Source organism: Streptomyces sp. SA15, from assembly GCF_002291145.1.
Taxonomy (GTDB): domain Bacteria; phylum Actinomycetota; class Actinomycetes; order Streptomycetales; family Streptomycetaceae; genus Streptomyces.
Map to the genome: position 1 here is coordinate 341,196 of NZ_NTGE01000099.1, position 16,547 is coordinate 357,742.

At 71.5% G+C, this 16,547-nt stretch carries 15 protein-coding genes; 6 read left to right on the forward strand and 9 right to left on the reverse strand.

The window, feature by feature from the left end:
• Nucleotides 1–8: 8 nt before the first annotated feature.
• On the reverse strand, nt 9–575 hold the full coding sequence (locus CLM62_RS21745; protein ID WP_257003981.1) for an alpha/beta hydrolase: 567 nt from the start codon (nt 573–575) through the stop codon (nt 9–11).
• A 105-nt stretch (nt 576–680) separates the two neighbouring features.
• Between CLM62_RS21745 and CLM62_RS21750 the strand changes: the two genes are divergently transcribed.
• Both CLM62_RS21750 and CLM62_RS21755 read left to right on the forward strand, forming a co-directional pair.
• Nucleotides 681–1,136 carry an Lrp/AsnC family transcriptional regulator gene (locus tag CLM62_RS21750; RefSeq protein ID WP_095751545.1) on the forward strand — a complete coding sequence of 152 codons (456 nt, stop codon included), beginning with the start codon at nt 681–683 and terminating at the stop codon, nt 1,134–1,136.
• A gap of 295 nt (nt 1,137–1,431) precedes the next feature.
• Nucleotides 1,432–3,525, forward strand: coding sequence for a serine/threonine-protein kinase (locus CLM62_RS21755; protein ID WP_257003982.1), 2,094 nt, complete (start codon nt 1,432–1,434; stop codon nt 3,523–3,525).
• A gap of 100 nt (nt 3,526–3,625) precedes the next feature.
• On the opposite strand, the gene CLM62_RS21760 is transcribed toward CLM62_RS21755, so the two are convergent.
• Nucleotides 3,626–4,120, reverse strand: coding sequence for a hypothetical protein (locus tag CLM62_RS21760; protein WP_095751546.1), 495 nt, complete (start codon nt 4,118–4,120; stop codon nt 3,626–3,628).
• A 60-nt stretch (nt 4,121–4,180) separates the two neighbouring features.
• On the opposite strand from CLM62_RS21760, the gene CLM62_RS50140 reads away from it, so the two are divergent.
• Nucleotides 4,181–4,339 carry a hypothetical protein gene (locus CLM62_RS50140; protein ID WP_179382178.1) on the forward strand — a complete coding sequence of 53 codons (159 nt, stop codon included), beginning with the start codon at nt 4,181–4,183 and terminating at the stop codon, nt 4,337–4,339.
• A gap of 7 nt (nt 4,340–4,346) precedes the next feature.
• Here CLM62_RS50140 and CLM62_RS21765 read toward each other — a convergent pair whose 3' ends face one another.
• The 4 genes from CLM62_RS21765 to CLM62_RS21780 all read right to left on the reverse strand — a co-directional run bounded on the left by CLM62_RS21765 (nt 4,347) and on the right by CLM62_RS21780 (nt 7,567).
• On the reverse strand, nt 4,347–5,339 hold the full coding sequence (locus tag CLM62_RS21765) for a transporter substrate-binding domain-containing protein (protein ID WP_095751547.1): 993 nt from the start codon (nt 5,337–5,339) through the stop codon (nt 4,347–4,349).
• Between the two features lie 31 nt (nt 5,340–5,370).
• Nucleotides 5,371–6,105 (reverse strand): hypothetical protein, encoded by a 735-nt coding sequence (locus CLM62_RS21770; protein ID WP_095751548.1) that lies wholly within the window; start codon nt 6,103–6,105, stop codon nt 5,371–5,373.
• On the reverse strand, nt 6,102–6,614 hold the full coding sequence (locus tag CLM62_RS21775) for a hypothetical protein (RefSeq protein ID WP_095751549.1): 513 nt from the start codon (nt 6,612–6,614) through the stop codon (nt 6,102–6,104). The genes CLM62_RS21770 and CLM62_RS21775 overlap by 4 nt, the downstream gene beginning before the upstream one ends.
• A gap of 182 nt (nt 6,615–6,796) precedes the next feature.
• Nucleotides 6,797–7,567, reverse strand: coding sequence for a DUF4232 domain-containing protein (locus CLM62_RS21780; protein WP_095751550.1), 771 nt, complete (start codon nt 7,565–7,567; stop codon nt 6,797–6,799).
• A gap of 211 nt (nt 7,568–7,778) precedes the next feature.
• Between CLM62_RS21780 and CLM62_RS21785 the strand changes: the two genes are divergently transcribed.
• Complete coding sequence (locus CLM62_RS21785; RefSeq protein WP_095751551.1) at nt 7,779–9,128, forward strand: helix-turn-helix transcriptional regulator; 1,350 nt, start codon at nt 7,779–7,781, stop codon at nt 9,126–9,128.
• Between the two features lie 69 nt (nt 9,129–9,197).
• Nucleotides 9,198–9,665, forward strand: coding sequence for a DUF5990 family protein (locus CLM62_RS21790; protein WP_095751552.1), 468 nt, complete (start codon nt 9,198–9,200; stop codon nt 9,663–9,665).
• A gap of 39 nt (nt 9,666–9,704) precedes the next feature.
• Here the strand turns inward: CLM62_RS21790 and CLM62_RS21795 are convergent, their stop codons facing one another.
• Nucleotides 9,705–12,641, reverse strand: a complete 2,937-nt coding sequence (locus CLM62_RS21795; protein ID WP_095751553.1) for a SpoIIE family protein phosphatase — start codon at nt 12,639–12,641, stop codon at nt 9,705–9,707.
• A 116-nt stretch (nt 12,642–12,757) separates the two neighbouring features.
• Between CLM62_RS21795 and rutA the strand changes: the two genes are divergently transcribed.
• Nucleotides 12,758–13,840: a pyrimidine utilization protein A gene (rutA, locus tag CLM62_RS21800; RefSeq protein WP_095751554.1), complete on the forward strand. Its 1,083-nt coding sequence runs from the start codon at nt 12,758–12,760 to the stop codon at nt 13,838–13,840.
• Between the two features lie 23 nt (nt 13,841–13,863).
• Here the strand turns inward: rutA and CLM62_RS21805 are convergent, their stop codons facing one another.
• Together CLM62_RS21805 and CLM62_RS21810 are read right to left on the reverse strand one after the other, a co-directional pair.
• Complete coding sequence (locus tag CLM62_RS21805) at nt 13,864–14,916, reverse strand: ABC transporter ATP-binding protein (RefSeq protein WP_095751555.1); 1,053 nt, start codon at nt 14,914–14,916, stop codon at nt 13,864–13,866.
• Nucleotides 14,913–16,541 carry an iron ABC transporter permease gene (locus CLM62_RS21810; protein WP_095751556.1) on the reverse strand — a complete coding sequence of 543 codons (1,629 nt, stop codon included), beginning with the start codon at nt 16,539–16,541 and terminating at the stop codon, nt 14,913–14,915. The genes CLM62_RS21805 and CLM62_RS21810 overlap by 4 nt, the downstream gene beginning before the upstream one ends.
• Nucleotides 16,542–16,547 lie beyond the last annotated feature (6 nt).

The window sequence follows — 16,547 nt, forward strand, 5'->3', positions numbered from 1 at the left end:
GTGGTTGATCACTGCTGGGTCAGCGAGTCCAGGAGTTCACAGCCGTGCCGCCACGAGCCCAGGCCGCTGGCGGAGTTGATGTGTCCGCACGCGCCCGCCAGGTGCCATCGCGCCTCCCACCGCGCCGCGAAGCCGGCGGCTGCCTCGGGGGTGCAGTACGGGTCGTTGGCGCTGCCCACCACCAGGGCCGGGCACGGCAACGGTTGTGCCGACACCTCCATGAACGTCGCGGCCGCCTGGCGTGGGAAGGCCGGCCCGTGCGGGTCGGGCGGCGCGACCAGGAACGCGCCGTCTGTCGGGCTTGAGGGGTTCTTGTTCAGCCAGGTGGACGCAGCCCAGCAGCCCAGGCTGTGGGCCACCAGCACAACGCGGCTGTCCTGCCGGGAAGCGTCGTCGTACGCCTCCTGGACCGCGTCGACCCAGTCATCCAGATCGGGGGCGGACCACGAGGCAGGGGAGATCCTCACCGCTGAGGTGCCCCACTGCCGCTCCCACAAGGTCTGCCAGTGCTGCCCGTCCGAGCCGTCGATACCCGGGACGATGACGTACGCGACCACTGCCCACCACCGTTTCACTCGTCGCTCCCTGCGATCCTGGGGGCGCCTGGCGCAGATTCTGTTGGATGCATCAGGGCAGCGGCGGTGAGGCAAGTGATCTCAAAGAAAGTGGTGCGGACGACAATGGAATCACTCGACCGGACAGACCGAGACATCCTCGCCCTGCTCCAGGCCGACGGCCGGTTGACCGGCGCGGAGGTAGGGCGCCGCGTCGGACTCTCGCAGCCCGCGGCCAGCGCGCGCATTCAACGGCTGGAGAAGAGCGGCGTCATCACCGGCTACCGAGCCGTGGTCGACCCGGCAGCCCTCGGGCTGAACATTCACGCGGTCATCCGGCTCCGCACCACGCACGCGCAGCTCTCACGCGCCCTGGACTTCGCCTCCCGGACCCCCGAGATCACCTCCACCCTCAGAGTCACCGGGGAAGACTGCCTCATCTTCGACGTCTACTGCCCGCAGGCAGGACGACTCGAAGGAGTTGTCGACGCACTTGCCCGTTACGGCCCTGTCACCACATCCCTCGTGCTCCGCACCTACCCCCAGAAGCCGCTGACCGACGCCACGTCAACAACGTCATGACCCGCAACACCGAGGCCACGCCCAGCGAGAAGTCCCTCGACGCCACCCGGGTCAGCTTCGGGGCGGCACGCCCGACGAACAGGAGCGGTTCGTGACGGCCGTACGCGAACTCGTACGGGGACGGTGAGAAGTGGAACCACCGTGCGGTGGTCGGCCGCTGCGTCCCCGCGGTCTGACCATGTGACCCTGGAGTACGTCGTACGATCCTCCCCGTCCGCCGGTCGGCGATCAAGCGATGGGGGAGTCGTGGACGTGCTGCGGCAGTCGGATCCGCGCCGGATCGGCCCGTAGGGTGGTGGGCAGACTCGGCGCCGGCGGCATGGGCGAGGTGTATCTGGCCGAGTCCTCGTCGGGGCTCCGGCTCGCCGTCAAGGTGGTGCGCGCCGAGCACGCCCAGGACCGTATGTTCCGGGCCCGCTTCCGGCAGGAGGTACGGGCCGCACAGAGGGTCGGCGGAGCCGGTACGTACACCGCGCGCGTCGTCGACGCCGACACCGAGGCCGAACGTCCTTGGATGGCAACGGAGTTCGTCGAAGGGCCGAACCTGCGGGACGCGGTGCTGGACCACGGCCCGCTCCCCGAGGACGCGGTCCTCACCCTCGCGGCGGCGCTCGGTGAGGCCCTCGGCGCGATCCACGGCAAGGGCATGGTCCACCGCGACCTCAAGCCGTCCAACATCCTCCTCGCGCCGGACGGCCCGCGCGTGATCGACTTCGGCATCGTACGGGCCTTGGAGGCGACCTCGCTGACCAGGACCGGCACCATCGTCGGCTCGGTCGGCTACGTCTCGCCGGAGCAGATCCGCAACGGCGCCGAGGTGGGGCCTGCCAGCGATGTCTTCTCGCTGGGCGCGGTCCTCGCGTACGCCTCCAGCGGCCGTGGGCCTTTCGGTGAAGGGCAGGACTCGGTGATCCTGCTGCGGATCCTGACCCGGGACTTCGATCTGACCGGGGTGCCGAAGCGGGTGCTGCCGCTCGTCGAGTCCTGCCTGGGTGCCGAGCCGGAGGAACGGCCCACCCCGCGGGCCGTGGTCGAGGCCGCCGGTCACACCGGCCGCTCACTGCGGGACAGCACCCGCCCGGGCTGGCTGGCCTTCGCCCCGGACCGTTCGGAGGGCGACGAACGGTGGCTTCCCGACCGGGACTCCGGGGAGGACCGGAGCCGCGTCGAGTATGTCGCTCCGGCCACGGTGGTCAGTGAGCCTTCGGCCGCGGATGTTCCGACCACGCCGCCCGGCGGTACCGAGCGGGGGCCATCACGCCGCAGCCTCCTGGCGATCGCCTCGGGCGGCCTGCTGGCCTCCGGGGTCGGTGTCGGCGGCTTCCTCTTCACACGGGACTCCGGTGGCGGGTCACCCGGCGGCAGCGCCTCGAAGTCGCCGTCGCCAAAGGGCAGTTCCGCTGCTCGGCCGACGGTGGCCTGGCGGTACGAGAGCGGGGAGCTGGATGCGGCGGGCGGGCCGTGTGTGGGCGTGTCGTCCGACGGTGGTGTGCTGTACGCGGCGGTCGACAGCGGCACGGTGTGCGCCGTTTCCGGCGAGGGCGAGGAGCTGTGGCGGGTGCGGCTCCAGGGGGGCGGGGCGTCGACGCCGGTCGTCACCTCGGACGCTGTCTTCTGCACCACGTGGGGCGGACACGAGGAAGCCCCCCGGTCCCTGCTCTGCGCGGTGGACCTCGAGGGTCGGCTCCTGTGGAGCAGGAACCTCGAAGGGTACGCCTCCGTGCCGGTCCTCGCCGGTGACGGCGTGGTCGTGGGGACGGGGACTTCCGACGCGGGCGAGATCCGGGCCTACTCGGCCGACGGCAGTGTGCAGTGGCGCAGAACGACTCCCGCCGGGGTCACCACCGACCCGCTGGTGGCCGGCGGCGTGGTCTACGCGGGCACGTACGGCGACCGCCTGGTGGCCCTGGACGCCGCCGACGGAACCATGCTCTGGTCCGTGTCCGCCGGGGCCGACGTCAACAGCCCCACACTGGTCGGTGGGCAGACCCTGGTGACCACGTCGGGCACCGAGTCGCGGCTGCACGGCTTCGACCTGGACGGCAACAGGATCTGGAGCAGCGCGGAACTGGGCGAGGCGGACGGATGCGTCGCGGCGGGTTCGCTGGGGATCGTCGAGATCGGGGGCACCCTTACGGCGATCAAGGCCGACGGCTCCAAGGCATGGACGTACGAGAGCGGCGCTGAGTGGTTGCCGGGAACGGCCGTCGCCGGCGAGACGATCTTTGTGCAGACCGACAGCGCCGTCCATGCGCTCGGACGGGACGGCAAGCGCCGCTGGTCGGTGCCGGTCGACACCTCCGAGTCCATGGTGGCGCCGGCACCCCACGGCACCCGCCTCTACGTCAACACACCGCGGAGCATCACCGCCCTGGACCTCAAGGTATAGCCAAGGGCTTGCCGCAGTCCGGGGATCAAGGTGTGGGTCAGGTCGCTGAGTTGCTCGGCGGCCGCCGCACGCACCTTTGTTTCTTGTACTCGGCGGCCCGTCAGCCCTCTGTGCGGGGGCGCAGGGTCACGTGATAGTTCTCCCCGCCGTAGAGGGACTCGTAGCGGATCTCCAGGTGCAGGCGCCGAGTTATCAGGTCTATGAACTCGGCATGAGCCTGTGGCTCGTACGGGTCCACGCTCAGCAAGAAGTCCTCATAGTCGGTGGCGATGGTCTGCGACTCGCTGAACGTCACAGCGTAGGGCCGTACGACGAGGCCTTCACGCGCTCTGTCCGCGCCGGCCTTGTTCCACACGCCGATCACTTCGCCGTCGACCGTCAGGGATGTGCTGAGGATGACGGCCGGGCCGAGACCGGCGTTGATGAGCCTGATCCCCGCCTTTTGCCCCTTGGACATCCTTCGTTGCAACTGGAGTATGGGCCGCACCGAGTGGCGGTTGTGCTGCCGTGTCGCGCGTACCTCGTAGACCGAGACGGTGAACGATGCCACGGCGATCACGACGGCACACGCCGCGACGACCGTCTCCCCGTCCATTCCGGGCCGCCCCCCTTCTCCGGCTCATCCCGCTTGGAATGCCCGAAGAAGGAAGAACCCATGCACACCGGCGCCGGAGAATTGAGGCCCGGCCGACTCGCCTACCGCGTGCCGAAGAGCGCGAAAATAACGGCTTGGGAGTTTTCCGAGCCCGGCGCGGAGGCCGGCGCGGAGGCCGACCGTGGGCCGTCCACCATCGACCTCGGCGAAAAAACCTGAGTGCCGCTCATGGACTCGTCCGGTCCCGGCACGACCTGGCGTCGATCGCGGCGTCGCTGGGGCGGTACTGCGTCTGCCAGTTCTTCTCGTTCGCCGGGATCAGGCTCAGCGACTCCTTGAGGTCCGCGAGCCAGGCGCTGCTGCCGACGTACTTCTTCACGATCTCGCGCAGCTTCCGGCAGTCGGCCCGGTGGTTCTTGGGCATGCCGATGCCGTAGTACTGCGGAGGGCCTATGGTCTCGCCGGGCAGGACCCGCAGCCCCTCGTCGGCGTACTGGCCGGCGAAACCGTAGAGGATCAGCTGGTCCGTGGAGACCGCGTCCGCCCGTCCTTTCCGGATGTCGTCGAGACAGTCGGAGGCATCGTCGCGTTCGTACGTCTCGAGGGCCTCGTAGGCCGGGCGGGCCAGGACCTCGGCCGAGGTGGTGCCCTTCCATGTGCACACGCTGCGCCCGTGCAGATCCTCGACGGTGTGGATGTCGCCGCCGTCCTTGCCCACAAGGAAGCCCTGGTAGGTGACGGCGTAGGGGCCGACGAAGTCGATCAGCTTCATGCGTTCGTCGGTGATCGAGAACGTCGCGATCACCAGGTCGGCGTCGTTCTCGGTGACCGCGGTGACCCGCTCGTCGGACGGCACGTCGACGGGGCGGCTCGCCTTGATGCCCAGTTCGTCGACTATGCGGCGGCCGAGGAGGTAGTCGAAGCCGGAGTAGTTGTAGGAGGGCTTGTAGGAGGTGCCCGGCTGGTCGTTCTTGTGGGCGATGGTGATGCGTTCCTTGCCGAGGAAGGTCGGCTCGGAATCGGAACAGGCGGTGACGGCCAGGAGACCGGCCGCGCCCAGCAGAGCCGTGGCCCACCGCGCCCGCGCCGCTCTTCGTGCGTTCCTGCCCGTAAGCCGGGTGGTCATCGGCCTGTCCCCCTCGTTCGCCGTCGTCTCGTTCGGCGTCATCTCGTTCGACGCCGTCTCGTTCGCCGTCTCGTCAGCCCGTCTCGTTCGCACGTCGTACTCCGTCCTCGCCGCGGTCGCCGCGTCAGTCGTGGAGGACGGCGCTGTCCACGGAGATGTCCATCAGGCAGCCCGGCAGCGTGTGCACGGTCACGACGACGCGTACGTCGGTCGACTGCCCGCCCAGGGCGATGTCGACGGCCGTGCCGGAGGTGAGCGAGCGGTTCGCGTCCTCGGGCTGCTGTCCGGCGAGCGCGACGTCGAAGGTGGTGTCCGGTGCGCAGGACTGCGTGCCGACGGATCCTTCCTCGACGCCGAGGGTCAGGCGCAGGTGGCGGCGGACCGTCTCGCTGTCCACGGTGAGCCGCAGGGTCGCGCCGTCGCCGGCCGGGGACTGGGGCTCGATCCTGGTGCTGCCCGTGACGTCGACCTCGCCGTGCGCGCGGAGGTACACCATCTGGGCCAGTCCGATGACCGCGAGCGCGACGGAGCCCCATGACACCAACGCCCGCCGCCATATGGCCCGGTCGCGCCCCCATATGGCCCGCCAGAACGTGGCACCCAGCGGAAGCACCAGGCACACGGCCGCCACGACGAACTGGTCCCAGGGCCCTTCCGGCATGAGCAGCACCGAGACGGCGCAGAGCACCAGGACGAACCCGCAGGGAACCCAGTTCCATACGCTCCACTTCTCCACGTTCCCCACGCCGGTGAAGAACTTGAGGACCAGGTTCCCCACGACCTGGCCGACGCTGAGCGCGTTGGAACCCTCGCTGTGCGCGCTGTACTGGCTCTGCCCGCTGGGTGAGGGCGCCGTCATCTCCCGTCCCCGGCCTCGGGCCGGTACCCCCCGTGCACGTCTCCCACGACCTGCCCGAACGCCTGGGCGCCCGGCCCGGTGGCCTGCACGCTGAAGGTGACCGGCCCCGACTGGACCAGCGCGGCCTGCCTGCGGATGTGCCGCTCCAGGACCGCCGCGCTCGGACGGCCCACGTCGTCGCGACCGTCGGGGTCGGCGAGCCACTGCCCCAACGCGGTCTCCAGTGCCGCCCGGTCGGCCGCGCTCAGCTTCTCGACGAGATCCCTGACCTCCCGGACCTCCCGGGCCGGCACGTCCGTCTCCCCCGTCTCCCCCGTCGCCTCGGTCTGCTGCGTCTCCTCCCCCGTGTCCTCGCTCTTCAGCGCACGCTCGAGGAAGAGCCGCCCCCGCTCCACCGCGCTGTCGGCGATCCGGGTCTGTACGGAGTTGAGGAAGCTCTGCCCCATGGAGGCGGCGGCGAGCGTGAGACAAGGGGCCATCTGAGCCGCCAGGGCCATGAGATCGGTCATGTGAGCGTCCTCCGCCACAGTTGGGCATGACGACATGGGGTCCGCAACGGACCTGTGGGGAAAGGGAGTTACCCATGTCCTGCCCACTCCACACCTGGAGGCCCAGGTCGTCGACCCGGGCCTAGGTGCTTGCTGTCAGCTGTGATCAGTTGTCGTGTGCCGGATGCGCGCCAGGAGGCCTGTCACCAGGCCAGGGCGTCGGCCATGGTCGACTGCCAGTACGAGACGCCGATCGAGTCGTCGACGTACACGCCCTGCGCGGGCAGCGACGGACGGGCGACGCTCGCGCCGAAGGAGACCGCGAGGGACTTGGCCGTACGGCCGCCCGAGCCGCTGCCGTCCGCGGCCGAGAGAAGGACGCTCGCATAGCCCGACTCGCCGGGGGCCAGCGTGACCACCGCCTGCGGCTTGGAGTCCTCGAAGGCCGGCGGGACGGACTGGGCCTGGTCGAATCGGACGGCCGGGTAGCCGGTGAGGTCACAGTTCTTCGAGCCGGTGTTGGTGATGGTGAGGAGAAGGTGGTTCAGAGGGCGGGAGACCACCGTGGCGGCCATCCGGGTGGAGGCGCTGGAGCAGGGGACGGAGGCGGACGCCGAGTCCTTCGAGCCGGTGGAGCCTGAGACGCCCGTCGAACCGGAGGTGCCAGAACCCGAGGTGCCAGTGGAACCCGACGAACCCGCGGAACCCGACGTGCCGCTCGAACCGGCCGCGCCCCCTGCCGAGCCTTCGGAGGTCGAGCCCGCCGGGTCGGTCTGTCCCTTCCCCGTGGACGTCCCCCCGCTCGCCTTGGCCGACGGCGTGGCGGAGGCCGTGGCCGTCGACGTGGACGCGGATCCCGCCGACGCCCCCTCGTCGTGGACGCCCTCTCCGCTGCCGCACGCCGTCAACGTCAGCGTGGCGGCCGTGAGCGCGGCGGCGACGAGCAGGCGGGTGCGGTGGGTGCGTGTGGACATGAAATCCCCCTGGTGCGGTACGGGTGTTGCATGGCCGCTCGACCGGGTGCCGGGAGCGGCGTGCTTGGATGGCCCCAGCTTGTGCGGCGATCCGTCCCAGCCGCCACGACTGCCGGGGCATCCGGGACGCTGGAACGCTCGCAACAGCTCTGACCTGGGGGAATGACCTGCCCCTGGAACGGGGTTCCGGGACGTGGGAGAGGGAGGAACGGTGGCGGGGGACGATTTCTCCGAGCTGTTGGGCCGGCTCAAGGAGCGGTCGGGGCTCAGTTACGGGGTGCTCGGGAAGCGCCTGCACACGAGCGCGTCCACGCTTCACCGGTACGTCAACGGGGACGCCGTACCGACGGATTACGCACCCGTGGAGCGGTTCGCGCGGGTGTGCAAGGCGACGCCCGAGGAACTGGTGGAACTGCATCGGCGGTGGGTTCTCGCGGATGCCCGGCGGGGACAGAAGGCCGGCGAGGCGCCTGCGGGGGAGGAACCGCGGGCGCGGACAGCGGCGGAGGCCGGGACCGGACCGAACGTCACGTCCGGGGCGACGGAATCCGGGGCGGCGGAATCCGATGCGGCGGAATCCGATGCGGCGGCCGAGCCCGTGCCCGAGGTCGAGCGACGGCCCCTGAAGGAGGCTCCCGTGGCGCGGCGGCGGCGTACCGTCGTGCTCGCCGGGACCGCCGTGGCCGCCGCCCTCGTAGCCGCCGCGCTCGTGGTGAATCTCGTGCCCGGCGAGGGCGGCGACGACCAGAGCGGGAAGCAGTCCGTGGGAGCCGCCTCCCAGTCCGCCGGCGGAAGTGACGACAGTCCCGACGCCTCCAAGCCGACCGACGCGAAGAGCAGGTCGGCCTCACCGTCCGCCCCGCGCAGCAGCAATCCCCCGGCTTCCGCCTCCGCCTCCCGGAGCGGCGGCGCCGGGGCGGCCCAGGGCGGCGATGCCGAGGACGGGGCATCCGCGCCCAAGGTCGCCGTCGATCCGTACAAGTGGGAAGGGCCGTGCAGCCAGCACTACCTGCTCGACCGGAAGCCCGAGGAGGTGCCTCCGCCGCCTCCTGAGCCCGACGCGCGCGGGTGGGTCACCGCGTTCGGCGGGGTCGCCGGCGGGCAGCAGATGCTCGAGCTGACCGTGCAGGGCACCGGGAAGGCCACCGTCGTCCTGGACGAACTCCATGTGCGGGTGGTGGAGAAGAGCGAGCCGCTCGCCTGGAACGACTTCGCGATGGGCGTCGGATGCGGTGGCGGCGTGGAGACGACGGCGTTCGGAGTGGACCTCGATGCCGGGCGGCCCGCGATCTCCCCCAAGGCCGGTCAGCGTGACTTCCCGTACAAGGTCAGCGAGTCCGACCCCGAGGTCTTCTACGTCTTCGCGGACGCGCGGGCGAACAACGTGAGCTGGTACCTGGAGCTGGAGTGGTCCAGCGGCGGCAAGAAGGGCACCGTACGCGTCGACGACAACGGCAAACCCTTCCGGACGAGCGGGAACGTGGGACGGCCCGCGTACAACCACCCGCTCGGGGACTCGCAGTGGCGGCGGGACGAGTCCGCCCCCGAGATTCCCGGCTGAGCGCCCTGCCTGCACGCACGCACGCAGGCAGGCAGGCAGGCAGGCAGGCAGGCAGCGGATGATGGCCGTATGCGCATCCGTATCGACGCCGTCGACCTGCCCGGCCGCACCAGCCGGGCCCCCTCCGACGGCAACGCCCCCGCGTACGCCGACATCCATGTCGCCGTGCAACGCCGCGACCGTCCCGCCGAACTCCTCGACCCGCAGCCCGGCGACGCGGCGTCCGCGACATGGACCCTGGAGTGCACCGCGCTCGCCTCACCGACCGGCATCGACGTCAAAGGCCCGTATGTGCAGGACCGTCTGGGCCGCCGGTTCATCTACCTGTCGTGGGGCACCGTCGACGACCAGGGCCGCTTCACCATGTTCCGCCGCGCCAAGCTGATGCTCGACGCCGTCCCCGCGGACACACTCGCCGCCGCCGCACGCGACGGCCTGCTGGTCGGCCGCCTCGGCCTGACCGACCACGACGGCAACCCCCTGTGCGCACGAGTCGAGCCCCCGCACATCACCTGGACCGCCGAACCCGCCGACTAGGGCGCCTGTCCCCGCCGTGGAGCCGTGGAGAACACCCGCTCAGTCCAGGTCCACGCCGAAGTCCTCCCCGTTCAGCAACATCAGCTCCAAGGCATCGGACGCCCCGTCCTCGCGGCTGTCCGGGCCGAGGAGTGCCTGCTCGGTCCAGATGCACTTTCCCTTCGCCGTGTAGCGCGTGCCCCAGCGTTGGGAGAGTGCCGTGATCAGTTGCAGGCCGCGGCCTCCCTCGTCGGTGTCCGTGGCACGGCGGATGCGGGGCATCGTGAGGCTGCCGTCGAAGACCTCGCAGACCAGTTCGCGGCCGTGCAGCAGACGCAGGCTGACCGGGCCCTTGGCGTGGCGTACGACGTTGCCCACCAGTTCGCTGGCCAGGAGTTCCGTGGTGGGGGTCAGGTCGTCCAGGCCCCAGGCGGAGAGTTGCTCACGGACGTGGCGGCGGGCCTGGCGGGCCGCCTTCGGGTCCTGGGGCAGCGGCCAGGAGGCCATCCTGTCGCCGTTCAGGGCGTGCAGGCGGGCGACGAGGAACGCGGCGTCGTCGGCCGCCTGGTGGTCGGCGGGGAGCAGCCCGTCCGTCAGGGTGTCGCACAGACGCTCCAGGTCTGTGCCGGTGCCGTCCTCCTGGGCGGTGCGCAGGAGTTGGGCCAAATCCGCCATGCCCTCGTCCATCTCGCGCTTGGCCGACTCGACCAGGCCGTCGGTGTAGAGCACGAGCAGGCTTCCCTCGGGGACCGGCAGTTCGACCGTCTCGAAGGGCGGTTCCGCCGCGCCCAGGGGTGGGTCCACGGCCAGGTCCGGGAAGTGGACCGTGCCGTCGGGGTGGACCAGGGCCGGGGGCGGGTGCCCGGCGCGGGCGATGGAGCAGACCTGGGTGGTGGAGTCGTAGAGCGCGTACAGGCAGGTCACGTACGACTCCTCGCCCATGCCGCCGACGATGTCGTTGAGGTGGCTCATGATCTCGTCGGGGGGCAGTTCCAGGTCGGCCAGGGTGTGGACGGCCGTGCGCAGGCGGCCCATGGTGGCCGCCTCGGGCAGGCCGTGGCCCATCACGTCGCCGACGACGAGGGCGACCTGGCCGCTGGAGAGCGGGATGATGTCGTACCAGTCGCCGCCCACGTCCATGCCCTGGCCGGCGGGGAGATAGCGGGCGGCGGCCTCGCACGCGGGCAGGTCGGGCAGCCCCCGGGGAAGCAGACTGCGCTGGAGTTCGCGGGAACGGGTGTGTTCGGCGTCGTAGAGCCGGGCCCGTTCCAGGGCCTGCGCGACGAGGGCGCTGATCGTGGTGAGGAGGGTGCGCTCCTCGTCGGTGAGGCGGCGCGGGCGGTCGAAGGAGACCGCGCAGACCCCGAACGTGTGCCCGGACGCGGTCAGCGGCAGAAACGCCCAGGCCTGTTTGCCGGCGTGGCCGGGCAGGTCGGCCCGTCCGGGGTAACGCGCGGCGAATTCCTGCGCGGAGGACAGGAACAGCGGTGTGCCGGCCAGGACCGTGTCCCACAGCGGGTTGGGCCGCATCCGCTCGCGGCTGCCGAGCCGGTCGAGAAAGTCGTCCGGGTAGCCGACGGATCCGACGTCGTGCAGCCGGTCGCCCTCACGCACCTGCACCACCAGCCCGGTGGCGGCGAACGGCGGCAGCACCCGTCGGGCGACCGCGTCCACCACGTCCTGTGAGGTCGTCGCCTTGGCGAGTGCCGTGGTCAGCTCCGCGATCCGGGCCGCTCGTTCGGATGCGGCGCGTTCGGCGGCCCGGTGCTCCTCCGCGAGGCGCCGCGGCTTGGTGACGTCGGTGAAGTAGAGGGTGCGGCCGTCGGGTCCCGGGACGAGCCGCAGGTGGTAGCGGCGCCCGGTGTCCGGAACGTGTACGTCGAAGCCGGCGGGCTTCTCCTCGGCCGCGGCCCGTCGGCAGCGGCTCTCCAGGCCGGGGACCTGCTGTGCGGAGGGCAGCTCCCACAGGATGCGCCCGAACAACTCCTCCTCGGAGAAGCCGAGCGTGCGTTCCGCCTCCAGGTTGGCGAAGGTGATCCGCCAGTCGTCGTCCACCGCCAGGAAGCCGTCGCTCATATGGCGCAGGGCCCGGCTCAGTGCGTCACGGGCGGTACGGGGCTCGTTGCTGTCCCACCCCACGCCGATCATCCGGTGGGCTTCGCCCTGTTCGTCGTACGTCGCCCTGCCGCGTGCCTGGGTCCAGCCCCAGGTTCCGTCCAGTTTGCGCACGCGGTACTCGGCCTCGTACACGCCGTGCTCCCGTATCGCCCGCTGCGCGGCCGCCAGCGTCGGTGCCAGGTCGTCGGGGTGGACGATCCGCATCCAGTTCTCGATCTTTCCGGTGAAGTCGGCCGTCCTGGTGCCGTAGAGCTCCAGGGCCGCCTCGTCCCACATCAGGTCGCCGGTCTGGATGTTCCAGTCCCACGAGCCGACGCTGACCTCCTTCAGCGCCTGCCGCAGGCGCTCACCGCCCAGCTCCGTCTGCGAGGGCCCGGACGGCGGCGGTGCCTGCACCATCCGCTCCTCGGTCCAGGCGACGACGGCCCGCAGGAACTCCCACTGCCGCGGGGTGGGCTCACCGCCGTCGCCCATCAGGAGGGTGAGCGCGCCGATGCTGCGGTCCCCGCTGAATACCGGTAAGGCGGCCAGGCCGGTGCCGGGCCATCTGACGTCCGCCGCTTGTGCCGCTTCCGCCGGAGGTGCGGCGGGATCGGTGGGATCGGCGGGTTCCAGCGGCACCCATACGCCACTGCCGTGGTGCAGGGCACGGGCCGGGGCCAGCGGGCCTTCCTGGTCGAGGATCTCCCAAGGGCGAGTGAGGGCGGGAGGGAGCCCGGCCGCAGACACCAGACGCAACGCGGACATGGGGCCACGGAGGTGAACCGTTCCTCCCAAGGCACCCAACTCGCCCACCGCATGCTGGAGGGCCAGCCGGAAGACTTCGCTTTCCGTGACACCGGGGACCACTGTGCTCAGCAAAGCCAACCGTGCGTTCATGCCGCGGACCTTATCGTTCTCATCTCGTTCGAAACCTTGCTTCGCAGGACTCTCACGGTTGTCCCCGGGCTGCCCCACAGAGCATCAACGTGCCTGCCCACGGGCAGCCTGGCGCCATGGATATCGGTGTCTTCATCCCCATCGGCAACAACGGATGGCTCATATCGAAGAGTTCTCCGCAATACATGCCCACCTTCGAACTGAACAAGGCCGTCGTACGCAAGGCCGAGGAGCACGGGCTGGACTTCGCCCTGTCGATGATCAAACTCAAGGGGTTCGGCGGCGAGACCGAGTTCTGGGACCACAACCTCGAGTCGTTCACCCTGATGGCGGGCCTGGCCGCCGCGACGGACCGGATCAAGCTGTACGCCTCCACGCCGATCCTCGCGCTGCCTCCGGCCATCGTCGCGCGCATGGCCGTGACGGTCGACTCGATCGCCCCCGGCCGGTTCGGCGTCAACATCGTCACCGGCTGGGCGCCCGGCGAGTACTCCCAGATGGGCCTGTGGCCCGGGGACGAGCACTTCGGCAACCGCTACGCCCGTGCCGCCGAGTACGTCACCGTGATGAAGGAGCTGTGGAGCGAGGGTGTCAGCGACTTCAAGGGGGAGTTCTACGAGATGGACGACTGCGTGCTGTCTCCCCGGCCGGCGAACGGGCACATCGACATCGTCGCCGCCGGACAGAGCAACACCGGCATGAGGTTCGCCGCCGAGCACGCCGACTACAGCTTCATCCTGGGCAGCGGCGTCAACACCCCGCTCGCGCTCTCGGACTCCACGGCCACGCTCGTGGACGCGGCGAAGGAGACGGGCCGCGACGTCGGAGCGCTCTCGCTGTTCATGGTCATCGCGGACGAGACCGACGAGGCCGCCCGGGCGAAGTGGAAGGACTACCACGACAACGCCGATCTCGCGGCGCTGGCGTACATGGCGGGGGAATCGGCCACGGACAACACCGCCGACGACTCCTCGACCGCCCGGACCATCTCGCTGCCCGAGGGCGCCGTGAACTTCAACATGGGCACGCTCGTCGGCTCCTACGAGACCGTCGCGAGGATGCTCGACGAGGTCGCCGGGGTGTCCGGCACCAAGGGCATCATGCTGGTGTTCGACGACTTCCTCGAAGGCCTCGAGAACTTCGGTACGCGCATCCAGCCGCTGATGCGGTCCAGGTCGGGCCACTCGACGGCGGGGTGAGTTCACCGGGCCTGTCCGGCGGATCAGGTCGCAGGAAAGTGGAGGCCCGCCTCCCCCACGACCCGCACCCCCGTCTCCTCCCCCGGGCGGACGGACAGCGGGCCCGCGACCCGGATGCCGACCGGGGTGTCGTGGCCCTCGACGGCCACGGTGACCATGGCGTCGTGGCCGTAGTACGAGACGTCGGTCACCGTGCCCCTGACCGAGCCGTCGGCGTCCGTGTCGGTGAGGCGGAGCTGTTCCGGGCGGAGCAGGACCGTGCCGGTGCGCACGCCCTCGGGCGGCGTGGCGAGGGGTACCGCGCCCAGGGCGGTCACGGCCGTGCCGTCGGCGTCGACCGTGCCGGGGAGCAGGACGGCGTCGCCGACGAAGCCGGCGATCCAGGGATCCGCGGGGTGGCGGTAGAGGTCCTGCGGAGTGGCGCACTGGGCGACCCGGCCGTCCCGTACGACGGCGACGAGGTCGGCGGTGGACAGGGCTTCTTGCTGGTCGTGGGTGACGAGGACCGCCGTGGCCCCGGTCGCCCGCAGCGCTGCCCGCACGTCCGCCCGTACCCCCGCCCGCAGCGCGCTGTCGAGGGCGTTGAACGGCTCGTCGAGCAGCACGAGCCCGGGTCGCGGGGCGAGGGCGCGGGCCAGGGCGACGCGCTGTTGCTGGCCGCCGGACAGCTCGTGCGGCATGCGGTCGCCGTATCCGGCCAGGCCGACCAGTTCGAGCATGTCGTCGGTCCTGCGCCGCCGTTCGGGCCGGTCGGTGCCGGTCAGGCCGAAGGCGACGTTGCGGGCGACGCTCAGGTGCGGGAAGAGGGCGCCCTCCTGGGGCACGATGCCGATGCGGCGCCGCTCCGGCGGGACGTGGACGCCGGGCCCGTTCAGGATCCGGTCGCCGAGTCGGACGGTGCCCGCGTCGGCGCGCAGGAAACCGGCGACGATCCGCAGCATCGTGGTCTTGCCGCAGCCGGAGGGGCCCAGGACGGCGGCCAACGCGCCCGCCGGGACGGTGAGTTCGAGGCCGCGCAGGACCGGCTCCCCGGCTCCGTAGGACTTGGTGAGCCCTTCGACGTGCAGTGCGTTCATGTCCGGTGCCTGCCTAGGAGGTACGAGGGGACGGCGGCCAGCAGGATCAGCGCGGCGGCGTAGGGGGCGGCGGCCGCGAAGGATCCGGCGCCGGTCTCCGTCCACAGCCGGGTGGCAAGGGTGTCCATGCCGGTGGGGCGCAACAACAGGGTCGCGGGCAGCTCCTTCATGCAGACCACGAAGGTGAGTGCCGCCCCGGCGGCCACGCCGGGCGCGGCCAGCGGCACGGTGATCTCGCGCAGCACCTGCCACGGCCGCCGCCCGAGCGAGCGGGCCACGTCCTCCAGCACGGGCGGCGCCTGGAGTACGGCCGCACGGGTGGCGGCCACCGCGACGGGCAGGAACAGCACGGCGTAGGCACCGACCAGCAGGGGCAGTCGCTGGTAGAGCGGGTACGCGTAGCGCACGGCGAAGAACACCAGGGCGAGCGCGACCGTGATGCCGGGCAGCGCGTGTCCCGCGTACGCCGCCTGCTCCAGCAGACGCGCGCCGCGGCCCCGGTGCCGGGCGGCGATCACCCCGACCGGCAGGGCGAGGACCGTGGTGAGGCCGGCGCCCGCCGCCGCGACCCCGAACGTCGCCCAGGCCGTCTCCGCGAGCCCGCCGAGATCCCAGTCCGCCGAGCTGCCGACGGCCAGCCAGTACCCGAGGGTGCCCAGCGGGAAGGCGACGGCCACGGCCGCCACCGCCCCGCACCACAGCAGGGCGAGCGGCCGCCACCGGCCGAGGGCGACCGGGAGAGCCGGGCGGGCGGCGCCCGTACCGGTCCTGGCGTGCCCGGCGCGTCCGCGTGTACGGGCCTCGGCGGCCACCAGCGCGATCGTCATCACGACCAGCACCACGCTGAGGGCGGCGGCCGGGGTCCGGTCGAAGGAGGCGCGGTACGAGGTGTGGACGGCCCGGGTGAAGGTGTCGTACCGCATCAGGGACACCGCGCCGAAGTCGGAGAGCACGTACAGGGCGACGAGCAGCGCTCCGCCCGCGGCCGCCGGCCGCAGCTGCGGGAGCGTGACCCTGACGAACGTCCGCAGCGGGCCGTGCCCGAGGGAGCGTGCCGCCTCCTCCTGCGCCGGGTCGATGCCCCGCAGCGCGGCGGCGACCGGCAGGTGGACGTACGGGAAGCTGACCAGCGTCAGGGCGAGCGCGGCGCCGCCGAACCCTGCGAGGCCCGGCTCGGCCGACAGCCAGGCGAACGCGGCGACGTAACTGGGCACGGCCAGCGGCAGCGTGGCCAGCACCGACCAGGCGCGGGCTCCGGGCAGCGCGGTGCGCACGGTCAGCCAGGCCAGCGAGACTCCCAGCACCAGGCAGGCAGCCACGACCACGACGGTCAGGCCGAGGCTGCGGCCGAGGAGGTTCAGGGTGCGTTCGTCGGCGACGACGTCCCAGGCGAAGGCCGGGCCGCGTTCCAGGGCGCGGACGGCGAGGTAGCCGAGGGGCAGCAGGGCGAAGAGGGCGGCCACGCAGGCGGGGACGAGCAGGACCAGGGGCGGCCTCCGGCCTGCCGTACGCGTCCTTCCGGGCCTGCGGAGCGAGCGGGCCGAGTCCCCTCGGTCGTCCCCGCGTTCGCGCCCGTCGGGGGCGGGGGCTCCGGCCGGGCGCGAGGTGGACGGCGAAGTACGCACGGCGGG

Excerpts from the sequence above, each read along its gene's own strand:
- CLM62_RS21750 (WP_095751545.1), top strand. The coding sequence starts at position 681 with ATGGAATCACTCGACCGGACAGACCGAGACATCCTCGCCCTGCTCCAG.
- CLM62_RS21760 (WP_095751546.1), bottom strand. The coding sequence starts at position 4,120 with ATGGACGGGGAGACGGTCGTCGCGGCGTGTGCCGTCGTGATCGCCGTG.
- CLM62_RS50140 (WP_179382178.1), top strand. The coding sequence starts at position 4,181 with ATGCACACCGGCGCCGGAGAATTGAGGCCCGGCCGACTCGCCTACCGC.
- CLM62_RS21770 (WP_095751548.1), bottom strand. The coding sequence starts at position 6,105 with ATGACGGCGCCCTCACCCAGCGGGCAGAGCCAGTACAGCGCGCACAGC.
- CLM62_RS21775 (WP_095751549.1), bottom strand. The coding sequence starts at position 6,614 with ATGACCGATCTCATGGCCCTGGCGGCTCAGATGGCCCCTTGTCTCACG.
- CLM62_RS21780 (WP_095751550.1), bottom strand. The coding sequence starts at position 7,567 with ATGTCCACACGCACCCACCGCACCCGCCTGCTCGTCGCCGCCGCGCTC.
- CLM62_RS21790 (WP_095751552.1), top strand. The coding sequence starts at position 9,198 with ATGCGCATCCGTATCGACGCCGTCGACCTGCCCGGCCGCACCAGCCGG.
- CLM62_RS21795 (WP_095751553.1), bottom strand. The coding sequence starts at position 12,641 with ATGAACGCACGGTTGGCTTTGCTGAGCACAGTGGTCCCCGGTGTCACG.
- rutA (WP_095751554.1), top strand. The coding sequence starts at position 12,758 with ATGGATATCGGTGTCTTCATCCCCATCGGCAACAACGGATGGCTCATA.
- CLM62_RS21805 (WP_095751555.1), bottom strand. The coding sequence starts at position 14,916 with ATGAACGCACTGCACGTCGAAGGGCTCACCAAGTCCTACGGAGCCGGG.